Source organism: Plantactinospora sp. DSM 117369 (genome assembly GCF_053764795.1).
On the sequence record NZ_CM132446.1, the window covers coordinates 7220869 to 7239606 of the forward strand.

Here is an 18738-nt window from a genome sequence, read left to right on the forward strand (position 1 = left end):
CGACACGGCCGGCGACCGGCGTCAGACAAGCCGGCGCCGCGCCAGTTACCGGGCCAGGAGCGCGAGTACGGCGCGCTCGGCGTCGGCGTCGGTGCTCTCCGGGCGCACGTCGGCGACCGTACCGCTCTGGTAGAGGTCGATCAGGCGGGGGTCTACATAGGAGGCCCGGGCCACCGCCGGGGTGTTGCCGAGCCGGCCGGAGACCCGGCGCATCGCCTCGGCGATCACCCGGCGTCGGGCGGTCACCGACTGCTGCGGCCCGGCCTCGGCGAGCGCCCGGGACGCCCACAGGGTCGCGTGCCAGGTACGGAAGTCCTTCGCCGTCATCTCACCCCCGCTGGCCGTCCGCAGGTAGTCGTTGACCTCGTCGCTGCGGACGTCCCGCCAGCTCCGGCCGTCCCAGTAGCCGAAGAGCCGCTGGGCAGCGCGCCTGCGTCGGCGCAGTTCCCGCAGCACCCGGCATGCCTCGGTGTCGTCGATCCGGAGCACCTGGTCGATGCCGCCCTTCGCCGGGAACGCGAAGACCACCGCGCCGTGCCGGCACCGGGTGTGCTCGGGCCGGAGGGTGGCCACCCCGTACGTCGGGTCGTCGCCAGCCGCGTACTGGTCGCTGCCGATCCGGAAGGTGCCCATGTCCAGCAGCCGGGCCACGGTCGCCAGTACCCGGGGACGGCGCAGTCCCCGCCCGGCCAGGTCGGCGCAGACCTGTTCGCGCAGCACCGGCAGCCGGGCGGCGACCTCCAGTACGTGGTCGAACTTCGCCTGGTCGCGCCGGAGCCGCCAGGTCGGGTGGTAGAGGTACTGCCGGCGACCGGCAGCGTCGATGCCGACCGCCTGGATGTGCCCGGCCGGATGCGGGCAGATCCAGACGTCCTTCCAGGCGGGCGGGATCACCAGTTCACGGAGCCGGGTCAGCTCGTCCCGGTCCCGGATCGGCCGCCCCTCGGTGTCCAGGAAGACCACGCCGCGACCGTGCCGGCGCCGCCCGTAGCCCGGGGCCGACAGGTCGCTACGCCGCAACCGCACGGTGACCCCGCCCCACCCGATCGACCTCACCCGCCGCCGCCAGCACCTCGTCCACCCCGATCGCGGCGAGCGCCGGATGGATCCGGGACCGGTCGACCGACTCCCGAACGCCGGCAGGCTCCGCCGGGCGGTGCAGGGCCCGGTGCCAGGGCCGGTCCGGCGGCGGGCCCCAGAGCTGCGGCCGGATCGGCCCGAACAGCACCACCGACGGCGTCCGGTACGCGGTGGCCAGGTGCGCGACGCCGGTGTCCGTACTCAGCACCAGGCGGGCGTGCGCGACCACGGCGGCCAGCTCGACCAGGCCGAGGCGGCCGGCGAGCACCGCCGTCGCCGGCAGCCCGGCACTGCTCGCCACCCGTTCGGTCAGGTCCCGCTCGTCGGGTGAGCCGGTCACCACCACCCGGTGCCCGGCCCGGGTCAGCTCCCTGGCCAGCGTGCCGAACCGGGCCGGCGACCAGCGGCGGGCGGTGCCCTTGCCGCCGGGGTGCACGACGGTCGCCCCGACCGGCACCCGCCGGGGCACCGGTCGGCGCAGGTCCAGGTCGTCCGGGTCGCACTCGACGCCGTACCAGCTCAGCAACCGGCACCAGCGGCGTACCTCGTGCTCCTCCGCCCGCCAGGCTGGGCCGTCGAGGTGGCCGGCCTCGGCACAGTGGTAGCCGCAGAGCCGTTCCGCCCCGGCGGAGGCGAGCAGCCGGTGCGACTGCGGGCCCCGGCCGTGCAGGTTGACCGCCCAGTACGGTGCCGGCCCGGCCCAGTCGACCGGGTCCAGCCCGTCGGTCGGCACCACGTTGTCCACGTCGCCGACCAGCTCCACCAGCGGGGTGAGCCAGTCCGGGGCGGCCACCGTCAGGGTGTGCTCCGGAAACGCGGCACGCAGCCCGCGCAGCGCCGGCACCGCCGTCGCCAGGTCACCCACCCCGAGCGCCCGCAGCACCAGGATCACGGATAGGACGTTTCCCGGTCGGCGCAGACCACCATCTCCCGGATCGCGCATCCGGGCGGCTGGCGCAGGGCGAAGAGCACGGCGTCGGCGACGTGCGCCGGGTCGTTCAGCGCGGCATCGGCACCCGGCCGGTACTGCGGGTCGCGCTCGTCGAAGAAGGCCGTACGCATCCCGCCCGGCACCAGCAGCGTCACCCCGACCGTCCCGGCCAGTTCGGCGGCGAGCGCCCGGGTGAAGCCCACCACCCCGAACTTGGCCGCGCAGTACGCGGTGGCGTCCCCGACCGCCTTGACGCCGAGGGTCGAGGCGACGGTGACCACCGTGCCGCGTGAGCGTTCCAGATAGGGCAGCGCGGCCCGGATGACGGCGGCGGTGGCCAGCAGGTCGACGGTGACGACCTGTTCCCAGGTCTCCGCCGGCACCTCACCGAGCCGCCCCGGCACGTCGACTCCGGCGGCGGTGACCACTCCGGCGAGTCCGCCGGCCTGCTCGGCGAGCTGCCGGGTGGCCGCCTCGGCGGCCCGGGTGTCGGACAGGTCGCAGCGCAGCCACGGCGTGGGCGCGGTCGGCGGCTGCCGGTCGAGCACCAGCGGCCGGCCGCCCGAGTTGAGGATCGCGGCCACCACCGCCGCGCCGAGCCCGCTGGACCCGCCGCTGACCAGCACCGCCCCGCCGAACTCCTCGGCGCCGGCCTCGGCGCCGGCGCCGGCGCCGAGGGAGACGTCACCGGGCCGGGGGGCCAGCGCGCCGCCGGCCCCGTCGAGTCCGCCGCTCACCGGGCCCGTCCCACCGGCCGGCGGCCGGCCCGGGCGGCGGCGATCATCCCGGTGGTGGAGCGCCCGTCCAGATAGGGCACCACCACGGTGTGGCCGCCCCAGCGGTGCATGATCTCGGCCTCCGGCAGGTCCGGCCCGTCGGCGCCGGTACCGTAGTCGCCGCCCTTGACCCAGATGTCCGGCCGCAGCCAGGCCAGCGCCGCGTGCGGGGTGGACTCGTCGAAGACGACCACCGCGTCCACGCAGCCGAGCGCGGCCAGCAGCCGGGCCCGGTCGGCATGCCGGACCAGCGGCCTATCCGGACCCTTGAGGCCGGCCACGCTGTCGTCGGAGTTGACGCAGACCACCAGGCAGTCGCCGAGTTGCCGGGCCGCCTCCAGGGTGGCCACGTGCCCCGCGTGCAGCAGGTCGAAGCAGCCGCCGGTGGCCACCACGGTGCCGCCAGCGGCCCGGACCCGGGCGACCACCTCACCGGCGGCCCGGGGGCCGATCCGGTCGCTCCAGTCCACCGCCGTGATCGGCACGGTGTCCGTGCGGGAGGCGACCCCGGGACGGCTCCGCGCCACCTCATCGGCGCGCCCCACCTCACCGGCCGGTCCCACCTCACCGGCCCGGGCTGCGACACCGGCTGTCGTCCCCGCTCCGGCGCCGGGTCCGTCGGCGGTCGGCCGTGTTCCGGTACGCACCGTCGCTCCGGTACGCACGGTCGCGCCCCTGGCCGGAGCCGCCGGTACGGCACTGGCCACCCCGCCGGCCGCCACATACCCGGACGCCTCGGCCACGGCGTGCTGCACCGCCTCGGAGACCAGCGCGCCGTCGGCCAGCGCCACGGTGGCGGTGGCGGCGAACCGGTCACCGGCACCGCAGGTGTCGCCGTCGGCGCAGGTCGGTGACGGTACCGCCAGCGGCGTCGACCCGGCGTGGCAGAGCAGGGCCCCCTCGCCACCCATCGTCACCACCACCGCACCGACCCGCCAGCGCTGGCGCAGCGCCTGGGCGCACCGGGCCGCGCTGACCAGCCGGGAGCCGCCGGTCGCCACCCCGGCGAGTTCCCGGGCCTCCACCTCGTTCGGGGTGGCCAGCCGGACGCCGGGCACCGCCGCCGGGCCGCGCGGATGCGGATCCCAGACGATCGGTGCGGCGGTGCCGGCCAGCGCGGTACGCAGGGCCGGCAGCCGGGCGACGCCCCGGCCGTAGTCGCTGACCAGGATCCCGGCCGCCCCGGCCAGCAGGTCGAGTACGGCTTCACTCGGCTCGCCGGGTGGCCCGGCCGGTCCGCCCCGGTCGTGCCGGAGCAGCACCCGGCCCCGGGTGCGCAGCCGGATCTTCTCCGGGGTGGCTCCGGGCAGCGGCAGCCCGTAGACCTGCACCCCGGCGGCGGTGAGCAGGTGGCTCAGCCGGGCCGCCCCCTCGTCGTCGGCGAGCGCGGTGACCAGGGCGACCTCGTAGCCGCGCTCGGCGGCGAAGAGCGCGGCCAGCCCGGCCCCGCCCGGCCGGTCGACGCTGTTGTTCTCGTCCAGCACCGGCACCGGCGAGTCCGGGCAGAGCCGGTTCACCACGCCCTCCACGTCCCGGTCGAGCAGCGTGTCGCCGACGACCACGATTGTCCCGGTCACGGCACCTCCTCGGGCCCGGCCGGCCGGAGCGTTCCCGGCACCCGCAGCACCAGTTCGTCCTCGACCCCGGACGGGCGTACCGGGCTGGCGCCGGCCGGGCGTACCGGATCGGGGCTGGCCGGGCGGGCACCGGGCGAGGCCGCCGCCCGGGCCACCGCCGGGGCCGGGCCGGCGTGGCTGGCCGGGCCGAACGGCACCGGCAGGTACGCGTCGACGTAGCCGCAGAGCACGTGCGCCGAGACCAGGTGGAGTTCCTGCACCACCTGGCTGTCCGGACAGGGCACGGCGAGCACCTCGGTGCAGGCGTCGGCGAGCGGGTTCGGGGTCGGGCCGGTCAGTGCCCAACAGCGCATCCCCAGCTCCCGACCGGCCCGGGCCGCCCGGACCAGGTTGGCGCTGCGCCCACTGGTGGAGAGCAGCAGCAGGACGTCGTCGGGGCGGCCGTGCGCGCGTACCTGACGGGCGAAGACCTCGTCGAAGCCGTAGTCGTTGCCGATCGCGGTCAGCGAGGAGGTCTCGGCGCAGAGCGCGATCGCCGACAGCGGGGCCCGGTCGTCGCGCAGCTTGCCGACCAGCTCGGCGGCGAGGTGCTGGGCCTCGGCCGCACTGCCGCCGTTGCCGGCGACCAGGACCCGGCCGCCGCCGGCGAGCAGCCGGGCAAGTTCGTCGCCCCAACGGGCCAGCCGGGCGGCCTCGGTCCGGTACGGCAGCAGTGCGGAGGCGAGCCCGGCCAGGTGGCTGTCCAGCACCTCCATCGACGCGGTCATCCGGCGACCACCCCGCTCGGCCGGCGCACCTCGCTGACCGCGGTGTAGACGGCGGCGATCTGGTCGGCGGTACGCGTCCAGGAGTACCAGCGGCGGGCCCGGTCCAGCGCGGCGGCGGCGTAGCCGAACCGGCGTACCCGGTCGGCGAGCAGGTCCCGCAGGGCGGTGCCGAGCGCCTCGGGATCGCGCGGCGGCACCAGGTCGCCGGTGCGCCCGTCCGCGACCGTGTCGGTGAGCCCGCCGACGGCGGTACCGACCACCGGCACCCCGCAGGCCATCGCCTCCAGCGGGGTCAGCCCAAACGGCTCGTACCAGGGGGCGGCGACCAGCACGTCCGCCGACCGGTACCAGTACGGCATCTCCTCGCGGGGCACCGCGCCGATCAGGCGTACCCGATCGGCCACCCCGACCTCCTCGGCGAGCGCCCGCAGCCGGCGGACCTGGGGGTCGTCGTCGACCTCGCCGGCCGGCGGACCGCCGACCACCACGCACTCGGCGTCCGGGACCATCGGCATCGCCCGGATCACGTCCTGGTAGCCCTTCCGTTCCACCAGCCGGCCGACGGTGAGGATCCGGGGGCGGCCGGGCGCCCGGGGCACGGAGGGGCCGTCGGGCGAGAAGGTCTCGTCGTTGACCCCGGACGGGATCACCGTCACCCGGGCCTGCGGCACGCCCATCCGGACCAGTTCACGGACCTCGTCCTGGCTCTGCGCGATGACCCGGTCGACCGCCCGGCCCAGCGCCCGCTCGTAGCCGACCCGGCGGGCCGGGCTGGTGTCGGCGGCGCCCTGGTGCCGCCGCTTCACCGTGCCGAGCGCATGGTAGGTCTGCACCACCGGAATCCCGGTCTGCCGGCCGGCGGCGATTCCGGCCAGCCCGCTCATCCAGAAGTGCGCGTGCGCGACGTCCGGCACCCAGTCGTCGCCGCGCCAGCGCGCCACCAGCCACCGGCTGAAATCCTTCATGTACGGCAGCAGTTCGTCCTTGGCGATCGGCTGCGGCGGCCCCGCCGGTACGTGCACCACCTCGACCCCGTCGCGCAGCCGTACTGCCTCCGGCGCGTCGGGGCTGTCCCGCCGGGTGTAGACCCGCACCTCGTGGCCGGCGTCGGCGAGCGCGGCGGAGAGTTCGGCGACGTGCGTGTTCTGGCCGCCGGCATCCTCGCCGCCGAGTACCGCGAGCGGGCTGGCGTGCTCGGAGATCATCGCGACGCGCATAGTTCCTCCTCCAGCAACCGGTCCCAGTCGGTCAGGAACCGGTCCAGGCCGTACCGGGCCTGCGCGACCTCGCGGGCCTGCCCCCCGAGCTGGCGGGCGGTGTCGGGCTCCGCCACGAGCTGGCGGGTGGCGGCCAGCAGGGTGTCGAGCCGGGTGGAGAGCGCACCCGCCTCCGGCGGCACCGCCTCGACCGCCTCGGTGGCGGCGAGCACCACCACCGGCATGCCCATGGTCATCGCCTCGATCAGGCTCAGCCCCAGCGACGTCCACCGGCACAGGTGCAGGTACGCCCGCCGCCGGGCGATCTCCGCCTGCATCCGGCCCTGCGGCAGGTCGTCGTAGACGGCGAGCCGGTCAGCGGGCAGTCCCAGCCGGTCCGGCAGCCCGGCCACCCCCATGCCGAAGACGTCGAGCGGGGCGATCTCGGCGAAGAGCGGCAGCAGGTCGGTGCCGGTGACCCGCCAGCGGCGTACCGGCTCGTTGACCACCACCGCGAGCCGGTCGAGTTCACCGGTGTAGTGCGCGGTCGGTGCCACGATGCCGTGCTCGACAACCGTGGTCCGGGTGCTGCCGGTGTCCCAGTACAGCGCGTTGAAGTGCGTGACGTGCGCGATCAGCAGGTCGTCCCGGTCGGCCAGCGGGTGCCGGCTGTTCGGCACGTCTCCCTGCTTCGGGGTGTTGTGCTCGACGAAGATCGCCGGCAGGTCCCGGCCGACCCGCCGGCCCAGCCACTGCGCGACCAGGTCGATCTCCTCCGGCCGTTGCAGGATCACCAGGTCGACGTCGGCGGTGGACAGTTCGGCAGGGGTCACCTCGTCGACCGTGTCCGGCCACTGGTAGGTGCGGGCCCGGCCCAGCCCGTACGGGCCGCGATCCGGGGTGACCGGGACGAGGTAGCGGTGCTTGCCGTGCACGAAGGCGGTGGTCCAGGAGCCGTGTACGTGCCAGAGCAGGATGTTCACGGCCGCACCTCCTCGGCTCCGGAGCGCACCGCACCGGACGGCGCGAGACCGGAGCGCGCCGGAGCAGCCGGCGCCGGACCGGATCGGGCCGGGTCGGACCGCAGTGGGCCGGACCGGGCCGGCCCCGACGGCGGGGCGGCCGGCGGTGCCGTCGGGGTGCCGAGCAGCCGGACCGCCTCGACCACCTCGCGCGGCTCGATGCCGGACAGGCACGGGTGCCCGGGTACCGGACAGGTGGTGGCCCGGGTGTGCCGGCAGCCGGCGACGGCCGCACCGAGCCGTACGGCCGGCACCCGGTACGGCCCCCACTGTCCGAACGGGACGGTCGGGGCGAAGAGGCTCACCACCGGTACGCCGAGCGCGGCGGCCAGGTGTGCCGGTCCGGTGTTGCCGACGACCAGGCAACCTGCCCGGGCGATGATCGCGGCCAGCCCGGTCAGCGAGGTCTGCCCGCCCAGGTCGATCCCGGTACGCCCGGCGACCCGGGCGGTCAGCGTCCGCTCACCGGGGCCGCCGGTCACCACCACCCGGTGCCCCGCGCCGGTCAGCGCCGCGACGATCTCGGCACAGAGTTCGGGCGGACAGGCCCGGGCCTGCACCGACGACCCGGGGTGCAGCACGACGTACCCCGGGTCGGGCAGCGCACCGTCGGCGGGTGCCGTGCCCGCCCCGGCGCGCAGCCGCAGCACCGGCTCGTCCCCCGGTGGCAGTACGAATCCGGCCGCCGCCGCCAGCGACAGCGCCCGCTCGGCCTCGGGCATCCCCGGCGAGACGCGGTGCCGCACGTCGAGCAGCGAGCCCGGATAGTCCGGGCTGATCGCCGAGATCCGGTCCACCCCGGCCATCCGCAGCACCAGGGCGAGCGGCAGCGCGGACTGGTGGAACGAGGTGAACAGCACCGCCTCCTCGGCACCGGTGGCGGCGAGCCGGGCGGTCAGCCGGTCCACCTCGGCCCGGTCGACCGGACCCGGCTCCGGGTCGATCCAGGGAAGCCGCCACTCGACCAGCTCGTCGACGCCGGGCAGCAGTTCGGCGGCGGCCCGGCCACGCGGTCCGCAGAGCAGCACCACCCGGTCGGCCCCGGCCGCGACGGCCCGGATCGCCGGGCCGGTCACCAGCACGTCCCCGGCCGAGTCCGGCCGGGCCACCAGGACGCAGCGGGGGCGTCGAGGTGGGACACCGGCAGCCCGGTTGCCCAGCGTGCACCGGTGCCGGCGCAGGATCAGGTCGACCGCGCCAGGCAGGTCACCGGCGACGGCGGGAGCCGCCGCGACCTCGTCCGGCCGGGTGGCCGGGGTCGGTACCAGTACCGCGCTCGCCCCGGCCGCGCCGGCCGCGATCATGTCGGCGCCGATGTCGCCGACGAGTACGCAGCGGGTGGGCTCGGTGCCGAGCGCGCGGGCCGCGTCCCAGACCATGCCGGGCGCGGGCTTACGGCAGCGGCAGCCCTGCTCGCCCGGGGCCGGTTCGGCGTGCGGACAGACCTGCCAGGTGTCGAACGGGCCCAGCAGCTCGTCGACCCGGGCGTTGACCCGGGCCAGATCGGCGGAACTGAACCGGCCACGGGCCACCCCGGACTGGTTCGTCACCACCCCCAACCGCAGCCCTGCGGCGCGGAGCCGGTCGAGCGCCTCCCGGGCGCCGGGCATCGGTCGGACCAGACTCGGATCCCCGTTGTACGGCACGTCGTGCACCAGCGTGCCGTCCCGGTCGAAGAGCACCGCGTCGAACAGACCGGCCGTGGCCCACACCCCGGCCGGGCCACCGTGCGGTGCCCCTGACCTGCACTGATGCGGGTCGACCTGGTCGTTGCGCACGGCCGGCGGGTTCCCTGGCGCAGGAGAAGTAAACATCAATTCCGCCGGCCGGACGGGCGCGCCGGATCCGTCCGACATCACCCGTCGGGCCTGCGGTCCGCCCCGGTCGTCGTCGCCAGTCGGCATACCCCGGGCGGGTCGCCGCTATCCAGAGCCCGAACCGTTACCCGGCCGCCGGCACCGGTTTTTCCGGCCGCCCCCATGGTGTTCACCGAGGTCCGGGCCGATTTTCCCCCTCCGGCCCGTGTTGTGGCCCGCGCGTTGCGTCAAGTTAGGCTTTGCCCCTGACCGCTGTCGGCCAACCGAGGATGCCCCGATGATCGAACCCGTACAGCTGCCCTCTCCCTGGCGGGACGCTCGCCTGACCGTCGTCGTCCCCACCTACAACGAGGCGGGGAACCTGCCTGTGCTGGTCGAGCGACTGCTCGCGCTGCCGCTACCCGGGCTGACCATCCTCGTCGCCGACGACAACTCCCCGGACGGCACCGGCGAGGTCGCGGACAAGCTCGCGATCGAGCATCCGGAACGGATCCAGGTGCTGCACCGGGCCGGCAAGGAAGGGCTCGGGCGGGCGTACGTCGACGGCATGAGCCGGGCCCTGGACGCCGGCGCGGAGTACGTGGCGCAGATGGACGCGGACCTGTCCCATCCCCCGGAGGCGCTGCCCGGGATGCTCGGTTCGCTGCTCTCCACCCAGGCCGGTGTGGTGATCGGCTCCCGGTACGTCCCCGGCGGGCAGCTCGACGAGGCATGGCCGCTCTACCGGCGCGCGCTCAGCGGTTGGGCCAACTTCTACGTGCACACGCTGCTCCAGGTGCGGATCCGGGACCTCACCGCCGGTTTCAAGATCTGGCGGGCGGACGCGCTGCGCGACATCGGCCTGCACCGGGTGCAGTCGAACGGATACAGCTTCCAGGTCGAGATGCACTACCTGGCCACCAAGCTGGGTCACACCATCCTCGAGGTGCCGATCCGATTCCAGGAGCGCCTGGACGGCGACTCGAAGATGACCACCGCGACCAAGATCGAAAGTGCGCTGATGCCGTTCAAGTTGCGCGGCCGGCACCGCAACATCACCCGCTCGCCGAGGGCTCCCCGCGCCGACCAGATCCCCGCGCCGGCCGAGGTCCCGGAGTCGAACGACGTCCCGGCGTACGCCGAGGTTCCCGCGCCCGCCGAGGTCCCCGAGCCGAACGAGGTAACGGAGCCGGTGAGGGTTCCCACGTCGCCGGAGGCCACGGTGCCGGCGGGAATTCCCGAGCCCACGGAAACCCCGGAGCCGGCAGGAGACCCGGAGCCGGCGGCGACGAAGCCGGTGAAGGCTACGAGGGCCGTGAAGGCCACCAAGCCGGTGAAGGCCGCCAAGGCAGTCAAGGCCACCACGGCCACGACGGCCACCACGGCAGTGAAGGCCACCAAAGCAGTGAAGGCCACCAAAGCCACCAAGGCAGTGAAAGCCACCAAGGCCACCAAAGCTACTAAAGCCACCAAAGCCACTAAGGCCACTAAGCCGGCGGAGGTCACCAACCCGGCAGAGGTCACCGAGCCGGCAAAGCTCACCGAGGCGGTGGAGGTCACCGAGCCGGTGAAGCTGACGGAGTCGACCACGGGTCCTGGGTCGGACGGGACGGTTCCGGCCGGCGAGGTCCCCGAGCCGACGAGGCCGGCCAAGCGTCAGCGGCGCGGGTCAGGGCTGAGCGGCGCGGGTCAGGCGTAGACGGCGGCGCGGGTCAGGCGTAGACGGCGCGCTGCGCCCGGGCGAGCACGGCGGCGTACGCCCGGCCGGTCAGGGCGCGGTCCCGGGCGAGTGCGGCCCGGGCCGCGTTCGCCCCGGGGCCGCCGTGCACCCCGCCGCCCGGATGCGCCGACGCGCTGGCCAGGAACAACCGGTCGACCGGGGTGTCCGCCCGGCCCAACCCGGGCACCGGGCGGAGGAAGAGCTGCTGGTACGCGGCGGACGTGCCGCCGCCCACCGCGCCGCCGACCAGGCTCGGATTCCCGGCCGCCAGCTCGGCCGGCCCGGCCACGTGCCGTGCCCTGACCAGCCGACCGAAGCCGGGCGCGGCCCGCTCCAGCACCGCCTCGATCCGCTCGACGTGCGCTCCGACCTCCTCCGCCCGCCAGTTCCGTCGGAACGGCAGGTGCGTGTAGGCCCAGAGTGACTCGGTACCGGCCGGCGAGCGGCCAGGGTCCGCCACCGTCATCTGCCCGGCCAGCACGAACGGCTCGGCCGGCAACTCGCCCCGGTGCAGCGCGGCCGCGTACCGGCGCAGGTCGGTGAGGTCGCCGCCAAGGTGCACGGTGCCGGCGCCGGCCACCGCGGGATCCCGCCACGGGACCGGCCCGGTCAGCGCCCAGTCCACTTTGACCGTGGACCCGTCCCAGCGGAAGTGCGCCAGGTCGTCCACCAGCCGGGGCGGCAGCCGGTCGGCCCCGACCAGATCGAGGAAGAGCGCCGGGGCCGGCACGTCGGCCAGCACCGCGCGGCGGGCCCGCCACAGCAGACCGTCGGCCGAGCGCACCCCGACGGCCCGGTTCCGGGCCACCAGCACCCGGTCGGCCGCAGTGCCGGTGCGCAGCCGGCCGCCCCGGTCCCGCAGCCGGGCCAGCAGCGCCTCGGTGATCCGCTGCGCCCCGCCGACCGGTACCGGCCAGCCGACCTGCTGCCCCAGCATGGCCAGCAGCCAGCCGTACACCCCGGAACCGGGCTCGTCCGGGGCCAGGTCGGTGTGCAGCGCGCAGCCGGTGAGCAGGGCCGGACCGCCCGAGCCGGTGAAGAGTTCCGCCCCGAGCCGGGCGCTGGGCAGCACCAGCCGGCGGGCCAGCCGGAGCATCCCGGCGGTACGCAGCCGGCGGGCGAGCGCCAGGCCGCCGCGCAGCGGTGGGAACGGGCTGAAGAGCGCGTCGAGCAGGGGCGCGGAGATCTGCCGCCACTGCGCGTACGCGTCGAGCCACCGCTCGCCGTCCCCGGCGCCGAACCGCGCCACGGAGCCGGCGGTAACCTCGGGGTCGCGGTTGAGTAGCACGGCGCCGTCGTCCGGAAACAGGTGCGCCAGCACGTCCGGCGCGTGCCGCCAGGCCAGTCCGTAGCCGTCCAGCCGCAGTCGGCGCAGCACCGGCGAGGCGTAGCCGAGCGGATAGAAGGCGCTGTAGAGGTCGCTCAGGTAGCCGGGGGCGGTCACCTCGGCCGACCGGACAGCCCCGCCCGGCTCGCCTGTCGCCTCCAGCACCAGCACGTCCCACCCGGCGTCCGCGAGCAGGTTCGCGGCGACCAGGCCGTTGTGCCCCGCTCCGACGACGACCGCGTCGGCGGTGTCCCCCAGCACCGTCACCCGAGCACCTTATCCCGGAACACCCGGGCCGCCCCGCCGTCACGGGCCGGTTCCACCAGGCACCGGGTACGGGTCGAACGCGGATAGTTTGGACCGCCCGGACCGGGGCAAACTGCGCTCCATGTATCAGGTGCAACAACTCATCGCCGGTGTGTGGGACGGTAGCGGCGACGCCGGATGGTTGACCGTGGTCGATCCGGTCGACGGTACCCCGGTCAGCCGGGTGCCGGTGGCCACCGAGGCCGAGGTCGAGGCGGCGGTCAAGGCCGCCCGGGCGACGGCTCCCCGGTGGGCCCGGACCGCACCCGCCGACCGGGCCGCCGCGCTGCACCGCGCCGCCGACGCGATCGAGGCGTCCGCCGACCGGCTCGCCGAGGCGGAGACCGCCGAGATGGGCCGGCCGCTGGCCGCCGCCCGGGCCGGAGTCCAGGCGGGCGTGTCGACGCTGCGCCAGTACGCCGAACTCGCCCCCGTGCGGGGCGGCCGCACCCTCGGCGGCGACGCCGACGCGATCGACCTGATGGTGCCGCAGCCGCGCGGCGTGGTCGCCGTCGTCACGCCGTGGAACGACCCGGTCGCGGTCTCCTGCGGTCTGCTCGGCGCGGCCCTGGCCACCGGGAACACCGTCGTCTACAAGCCGAGCGAGCGGAGTACGGCCAGCGGCTGGCTGCTCGCCCGGCTGCTCGACGAGCACCTGCCGTCCGGGGTGCTGTCGCTGCTGACCGGCGACGCCCCGGTGGGTGCCGCGCTGGCCGGGCAGGAGGTCGACGTGGTCGCGCACGTCGGTTCGACCGCGACCGGGCGGTCGATCGCCGCCGCCTGCGCCCGGTCCGGGGCCAAGGCGCTGCTGGAGAACGGCGGCAGCGACCCGATGATCGTCGATGGTGACGTCGACCCGCTCTGGGCGGCCGAACAGGCCGCCACGGGTGCCTTCGCCAACGCCGGGCAGCTCTGCGTCGCGGTGGAGCGGATCTACGTACTCCGGTCGGTGTCGACCCGGTTCCTCGCCGGCCTGGTGGAGCGGGCCGAGGCGCTGCGGTCGGGGCCGGGCCTCGACCCGCGCACCGAACTCGGGCCGCTGGTCGACCGCCGGCACCGCGACCACGTGCACGGGCAGGTCCGGGCGGCGGTAGCGGACGGCGCCAGCGTGCTGTCCGGTGGTCTCGTTCCGGACGGGCCCGGTTCCTTCTACCCGCCGACGGTGCTCGCCGAGTGCACCGACCAGATGGCGGTGATGCGGGAAGAGACGTTTGGCCCGGTCGCCCCGGTGATGGTGGTCGAGTCGTTCGACGAGGCGCTGTCGAGGGCGTCGCACTCGCCGTACGGGCTGGCGGCGACGGTGCTCACCGGGTCGATGAGCCACGCGCAGCGGGCCTGGCGGGAACTCCCGGTCGGGACCGTGAAGATCAATGCCGTCTTCGGCGGGGCACCGGGCGGCGCCGCCGAGCCCCGGGGCGGCAGCGGCCAGGGCTTCGGGTACGGCCCTGAGCTGCTGGACGAGCTCACCGCCACCAAGGTGGTGCACATCGAGGGGCCGGGTGGGGAGGGCGGCCGGTGGTGAGCCCGGTGCCCACCGCCCCACCCGTGACCGGCTGACCCCGCGCGGGTCAGCGGCGGTTGCGGCCCTTCTCCCGTCCCCGGGAGGCGGTGGTCTTCCGGTTGTTCGCCTTCTGGATCGCGCCGACCAGCTCGGCCTTGGTCATCCGGGACCGCCCCTTGATGTCGAGCCGCTTCGCCACGTCCATCAGGTGTTCCTTCGGGGCGTTGGCGTCCACGCCACCGGCGGTCGGTGCGCGCCGTGCCGGTCCACCGCCGGCCGCCTGCTCGTCGCTCGGGCCCTTGCGTCCCTTCGGCTCCCAGTGGTCACCGACCTTCTCGAACGAGTGCTTGAGCGAGGCGAACGCGGTCCGATGCGACCGCTGCCCCTCGCCGTACGTCTCGACCGCCGAGTCGTGGGTCTTCGCCCAGGTCTCCTGAGCCTTCTGCGGCGAGCGTCGCAGGGTGCTGGGCAGAACCTCGCGTCCGGGCATGATCTTCCTCCTCCGGATCGTCTCCTGTCTCCTGTCTCCCCGTTCGGTTTCCCGGGACACCGTCGGCAAACCCGGGGGCCGCAGCACCGGGAGTTTGTCCAGTTCCCGCCCTGGGTACCGGGCAGCGCAACCCCAGCCGCGACGCGACCCCGCACCCGGCTGGCCCCACCGACGAGGGGGCGAGCATGGCGTCGACCACCGAACCGGTCCCGGCGGTACGCGGGCCGGACCGCCACCTCCCCGGGCACCTGCGCCAGTTGCACTGGTCGACCTGGCGGGGCGTACTGGTCCGCAGTGTGCGGAACTTCGTGGCGGACAACTGCGCCGACTGGGCCGCCGCGCTGACCTACTACGGCGTGCTGGCGCTCTTCCCGTCCGCGATCGTCATCGTCGCGCTGGTCGGCCTGGTCTCCAACGGGGAGCAGACCATCGACACGATCGCCGGGCTCGCCAAGGATGTCGGCGCCGGTTCGGTGGTGGCCAACGACGCCGTGCTGAAGGTCCTGGAGGACGTGGTCGACAACCAGGGGTCGGCGAAGGTACTGCTCGGCTTCGGTGTGCTGGCGGCGCTCTGGTCGGCCTCGGGCTACGTCGGCGCGTTCACCCGGGCCTCCAACGCCATCTACGGGGTCGCCGAGGGGCGGCCGTTCTACCTGCTGCGTCCGCTGCAACTCGGGCTGACCGCGATCGCGCTGGTGCTGCTCGCGGTGGTGGCCACCGGGCTGATCGTGAGCGGCCCGGTCACCGACGCCGTCGGCGACTGGCTGGGGCTCGGAAACGCGCCCCGGACCGCGTGGACGGTGGCAAAGTGGCCGGTCCTGGTGGCCATCATGATGCTGCTGCTCTCGCTGCTGTTCTGGATCGCCCCGAACGTCCGGCAGCCCCGGTTCCGCTGGCTCACCGTCGGCGGCGCGGTCGCCCTGGCCTCCTGGGCCGTCGTCTCGGCGGGCTTCGGCTTCTACGTCTCCCGGTTCGACTCCTACGACGTCACCTACGGCAGCCTCGGCGCGGTCATCGCCTTCCTGGTCTGGCTCTACCTCTCCAACTGCGCGGTCATGCTCGGCGTGGAGATCAACGCCGAGGTGCAGCGCGGCCGGGCCCGCCAGGTCGGCGCCGCGGAGCCGGTGGAGCCCGCACTGCCGCCGAAATCGGCGGACGGAGGGCGGTGACGGGCCGCGCTGCCGTTTAGCGCGATTCCCCTCGGGTAGCGCATTAGACATGGAACGTGGGAACAGCAAGCACGGCCCCCGCCTGGACGAGCAGATGGACCGGGAGGTGCAGGGCACGGTGCAGGGCTCCGTCGGCGGTCGCGCCGAGGAGTGGCGCGACCCCGAACCGGCCGGGGAGGACCAACCCGGCCTGACCAGGGCGCCCGGCAACGACACCCGGGCCGGTGCACCGCAGGGGATGACCTCGGAGGAGGTCGAGCAGCGGAGCCGGTTGGGCCGGTTCATCCCGCTCTCCGCCCTGCCCGGCGACCGGGAGGGCCTCCGCCGCAGCGCGGAGCAGAACGAGGCGCCGGACGAGGTCCTCGCCCAACTGGACCGGCTGCCCCCGGGCACCCAGTTCCAGACCGTCTCCGAGGTGTGGGCCGCGCTCGGACACGCGAACGAGACCCATCGCTGGTGACGGCCCCCGAACTCACCGGCACAGGGCCAGACCCAGACCGACCGACAAGGAGGATGCCAGATGAGTGGCGTGACCAAGTCCGTCGACGTGGCGGTGCCGATCCGGACCGCGTACGACCAGTGGACCCAGTTTGAGGACTTTCCGCAGTTCATGGAGGGCGTCGAGGAGGTCCGGCAGATCTCGGACACGATGACGCACTGGAAGGTCGAGATCGGCGGGATCAACCGGGAGTTCGACGCCAGGATCACCGAGCAGCTACCCGACGAACGGGTGGCCTGGACCTCGACCGACGGCACCCGGCAGGCCGGTGTGGTGACCTTCCACCGGATCGACGAGAACCACACCCGGGTCACCGCGCAGATGGAGTTCGAGCCGCAGGGGATCACCGAGAAGGCCGGTGACAAGCTCGGCATGGTGGACCGGCGGGTCGCCGGTGACCTGAACAGGTTCAAGGAGTTCATCGAGCGGCGCGGCACCGAGACCGGTGCCTGGCGCGGCGCGGTCGCCCGGCCGCAGCCGTAGCCGTAGCCGCGGTCCGGATACGACACCCGGTGGCCGCCGGCAGGGGTACGCCCCTCCCGGCGGCCACCGCCGTATTGTCCCGGCACCGCCGGGTACGGCCCGGGTCGGCGGTGTTTGCCCCTCGGCTGGGCCGGGTAGGGCGACAGGCATGACGGACAGGGACAGGCACGTCTGGCGCGACGAGGAGCGGCTGCCGCTGCGCGACCTGGAAGGGGCGATGGGTGCGTCGACGCCCGACGGGCAGGTCGACGACGTGACCGGCAACGACGCGGGCGCGGAGTCGGCGTTCGGCCACGGCGCGGAGGCGGACGACCCCGACCAGCCGTACGACGAGGAGCAGGCCGCGCAGCGCAGCGACGAGCAGCGCCGGTACCGGCCGTCGACCACCGGGCGCACCGGCCCGCACTGACCCGGGTCAGCCGGCCGGCACGGGGTGCCGGGCCGCCCGGCGGTTGGACGCCCAGTAGAGCCCGATCATGGCCAGCGAGAGCAGCAGCAGCGCCGGCCCCAGCACCTCGACCGAGGTACGCCCGATCAGCACACCGAGCGCACCCGGGATGATCGCCCCGCCCAACCCGGAGGCCCCGATCTGCAACCCGATCGTCCGGTCCGCGTGCTGCTGTCCCACCCGTTCGGCGGTGCTGAGGGTGAGCAGCGGGAAGACCGCCGCCGCGCCGAACCCGACGACGGCGAGGCCGGACACCGCCAGCCAGCCCGGTCCGGGTACCGCGACGAGCGCGGAGCCGAGCGCCATCGCGTACATGCTGCCGAGCAGCACCGTGCGGGTGCCCAGCCGCTCGGCGACGAAGCCCTGCACCACCCGGCCGAGGAAGAGGCTGCCCCAGTAGAGCGAGACGCAGAGGCCGGCCATGGTCGCGCTGACCCCGCGGTCCTCGGTGAGCAGCAGGAAGGCCCAGAGTCCGGCGGCCACCTCGATCGCCACGTACACCGCGAAGGTCAGCGCGCCGAACCAGACCGCCGGCAGGGCCAGGGTGGCGCCGATCCGTACCGGCCCGGCCGGGGTCGCCGGGTCACGGTCCGGTTCGTCGGCGTCGACGGCGGCGGCGGGGCGGCGACGCTCCCAGGTCCGGACGGTGAGCACGAAGGCCAGCGCCAGCCCGGCCTGGGCGGCGGCCACGATGCCGTACCCCCAGCGCCAGCCCAGCCCGGCGCCGAGCACGGTGGTCATCACCAGCGGCCCGATCGCGACACCGAGCCCGAAGCAGGCGTGCAGCCAGTTCATCTGGCGCGGCCCGAACGCACCGGCGGCGTACGCGTTCAACCCCGCGTCGACCGCGCCCGAGCCGAGGCCGAGCAGCAACGCGCAGCCGATCATGATCGGTAACTCGGGTGCACCGGCATAGCCGGCGAGCGCCAGGCTGGCCAGGGCGGTACTGCCGGCCAGCAGCCAGCCGACGCCGACCCGGGCGATGCTGAACCCGGCCACCACGCTGGAGACGAGATAGCCGACCGTACCCGAGGTGAGCAGCAGCCCGACCGCCTCGGTCGGCACCGTCAGCTCGGCGCTGATCGACGGCCAGCCGACCCCGAGCAGGCCGTCGGGGAGGCCGAGGCTGACGAAGGCCAGATAGGCCAGGACGAGTACGGCGAGACCCGTGCGGCGGCGGGAGGGAGTGGACACGCCCGCCGATCATGCCGGACGGCCGGACGACTGGAAACCGTGGCCACCGTCACGGAGCAGTACGGGCAGGCTGCCGTCGGCCTGGCGGGCGCCCCCAGCCGGCGGCGGCGCGGGCTGTCGGAACGCCCACCGACGGCGGGCGGGAGCGCGCAGAACTGGATCAAGGGGACACCAGCCCCGAATTCGTCCGAACGGAGGACCGGCGATCGGCATCCGGCAGGGCAGAATTTCGGGATGCGTCAGGCTCCTGGTTTCCTCTCCGTCCGTCAGCGTCGCTTCGCGTGGCTCGCCTTCCTGCTCACCGCGGTGCAGGCCCCGGTCTCGGCCCGCCTGGTCGACGACGGCTCCTGGTTGTTCAGCCTCTGCGTCTCGCTGATGGTCGCCACCGTGATCCTGGCCGACGACGCCATGCGGCGCCGTCCGGTGGACGCCGGCTCGGTCGACTAGTCGCCCGCC

Annotated in this window: 16 protein-coding genes and 2 pseudogenes; 7 read left to right on the forward strand and 11 right to left on the reverse strand. The window is 74.8% G+C overall.

Features of this window, described 5'->3' with window-relative positions; all coding sequences use genetic code 11:
- Positions 1–45 precede the first annotated feature (45 nt).
- From ACSMXO_RS30465 to ACSMXO_RS30500, 8 genes and pseudogenes are all read right to left on the reverse strand, one after another.
- Positions 46–1026, reverse strand: a complete 981-nt coding sequence (locus tag ACSMXO_RS30465; RefSeq protein ID WP_455419344.1) for a DNA topoisomerase IB — start codon at positions 1024–1026, stop codon at positions 46–48.
- Entirely contained in the window at positions 1010–1972 is a 963-nt protein-coding gene (locus tag ACSMXO_RS30470) for a glycosyltransferase family 9 protein (protein ID WP_455414811.1), read from the reverse strand. The genes ACSMXO_RS30465 and ACSMXO_RS30470 overlap by 17 nt, the downstream gene beginning before the upstream one ends.
- Positions 1969–2637 carry an SDR family oxidoreductase gene (locus ACSMXO_RS30475; RefSeq protein WP_346261787.1) on the reverse strand — a complete coding sequence of 223 codons (669 nt, stop codon included), beginning with the start codon at positions 2635–2637 and terminating at the stop codon, positions 1969–1971. The genes ACSMXO_RS30470 and ACSMXO_RS30475 overlap by 4 nt, the downstream gene beginning before the upstream one ends.
- A gap of 107 nt (positions 2638–2744) precedes the next feature.
- Entirely contained in the window at positions 2745–4364 is a 1620-nt protein-coding gene (locus tag ACSMXO_RS30480) for a PfkB family carbohydrate kinase (protein WP_455414812.1), read from the reverse strand.
- Positions 4361–5131, reverse strand: a complete 771-nt coding sequence (locus tag ACSMXO_RS30485; protein ID WP_346261749.1) for a D-sedoheptulose-7-phosphate isomerase — start codon at positions 5129–5131, stop codon at positions 4361–4363. The genes ACSMXO_RS30480 and ACSMXO_RS30485 overlap by 4 nt, the downstream gene beginning before the upstream one ends.
- Positions 5128–6348 (reverse strand): glycosyltransferase, encoded by a 1221-nt coding sequence (locus ACSMXO_RS30490; protein WP_455414813.1) that lies wholly within the window; start codon positions 6346–6348, stop codon positions 5128–5130. The genes ACSMXO_RS30485 and ACSMXO_RS30490 overlap by 4 nt, the downstream gene beginning before the upstream one ends.
- On the reverse strand, positions 6333–7310 hold the full coding sequence (locus tag ACSMXO_RS30495; RefSeq protein WP_455414814.1) for a glycosyltransferase: 978 nt from the start codon (positions 7308–7310) through the stop codon (positions 6333–6335). The genes ACSMXO_RS30490 and ACSMXO_RS30495 overlap by 16 nt, the downstream gene beginning before the upstream one ends.
- Positions 7311–7414: 104 nt before the next feature.
- Positions 7415–9127: pseudogene (locus tag ACSMXO_RS30500) on the reverse strand (HAD-IIIA family hydrolase); the annotation flags it as partial.
- A gap of 316 nt (positions 9128–9443) precedes the next feature.
- Here ACSMXO_RS30500 and ACSMXO_RS30505 point away from each other — a divergent pair.
- A pseudogene (locus ACSMXO_RS30505) lies at positions 9444–10208 on the forward strand (polyprenol monophosphomannose synthase); the annotation flags it as partial.
- A gap of 649 nt (positions 10209–10857) precedes the next feature.
- Here ACSMXO_RS30505 and ACSMXO_RS30510 read toward each other — a convergent pair.
- Positions 10858–12450 (reverse strand): phytoene desaturase family protein, encoded by a 1593-nt coding sequence (locus ACSMXO_RS30510; RefSeq protein ID WP_455419345.1) that lies wholly within the window; start codon positions 12448–12450, stop codon positions 10858–10860.
- A 130-nt stretch (positions 12451–12580) separates the two neighbouring features.
- On the opposite strand from ACSMXO_RS30510, the gene ACSMXO_RS30515 reads away from it, so the two are divergent.
- Positions 12581–14020: an aldehyde dehydrogenase family protein gene (locus ACSMXO_RS30515; protein ID WP_455414815.1), complete on the forward strand. Its 1440-nt coding sequence runs from the start codon at positions 12581–12583 to the stop codon at positions 14018–14020.
- Between the two features lie 46 nt (positions 14021–14066).
- On the opposite strand, the gene ACSMXO_RS30520 is transcribed toward ACSMXO_RS30515, so the two are convergent.
- Complete coding sequence (locus ACSMXO_RS30520; protein ID WP_318397279.1) at positions 14067–14489, reverse strand: ChaB family protein; 423 nt, start codon at positions 14487–14489, stop codon at positions 14067–14069.
- A 185-nt stretch (positions 14490–14674) separates the two neighbouring features.
- Between ACSMXO_RS30520 and ACSMXO_RS30525 the strand changes: the two genes are divergently transcribed.
- From ACSMXO_RS30525 to ACSMXO_RS30540, 4 genes are all read left to right on the forward strand, one after another.
- Positions 14675–15658, forward strand: a complete 984-nt coding sequence (locus tag ACSMXO_RS30525) for a YihY/virulence factor BrkB family protein (protein ID WP_455414816.1) — start codon at positions 14675–14677, stop codon at positions 15656–15658.
- A gap of 49 nt (positions 15659–15707) precedes the next feature.
- Positions 15708–16118, forward strand: coding sequence for a DUF2795 domain-containing protein (locus ACSMXO_RS30530; RefSeq protein ID WP_346261755.1), 411 nt, complete (start codon positions 15708–15710; stop codon positions 16116–16118).
- Positions 16119–16178: 60 nt separating this feature from the next.
- A complete protein-coding gene (locus tag ACSMXO_RS30535; RefSeq protein ID WP_346261756.1) occupies positions 16179–16640 on the forward strand; it encodes an SRPBCC family protein in 462 nt (153 codons plus the stop codon).
- Between the two features lie 148 nt (positions 16641–16788).
- Positions 16789–17049 (forward strand): hypothetical protein, encoded by a 261-nt coding sequence (locus ACSMXO_RS30540; RefSeq protein ID WP_318397275.1) that lies wholly within the window; start codon positions 16789–16791, stop codon positions 17047–17049.
- A 6-nt stretch (positions 17050–17055) separates the two neighbouring features.
- Here ACSMXO_RS30540 and ACSMXO_RS30545 read toward each other — a convergent pair whose 3' ends face one another.
- Positions 17056–18282, reverse strand: coding sequence for an MFS transporter (locus tag ACSMXO_RS30545; RefSeq protein WP_455414817.1), 1227 nt, complete (start codon positions 18280–18282; stop codon positions 17056–17058).
- Between the two features lie 234 nt (positions 18283–18516).
- Here ACSMXO_RS30545 and ACSMXO_RS30550 point away from each other — a divergent pair, with 234 nt between their 5' ends.
- Positions 18517–18729 carry a hypothetical protein gene (locus ACSMXO_RS30550; protein ID WP_346261758.1) on the forward strand — a complete coding sequence of 71 codons (213 nt, stop codon included), beginning with the start codon at positions 18517–18519 and terminating at the stop codon, positions 18727–18729.
- Positions 18730–18738: the final 9 nt, after the last annotated feature.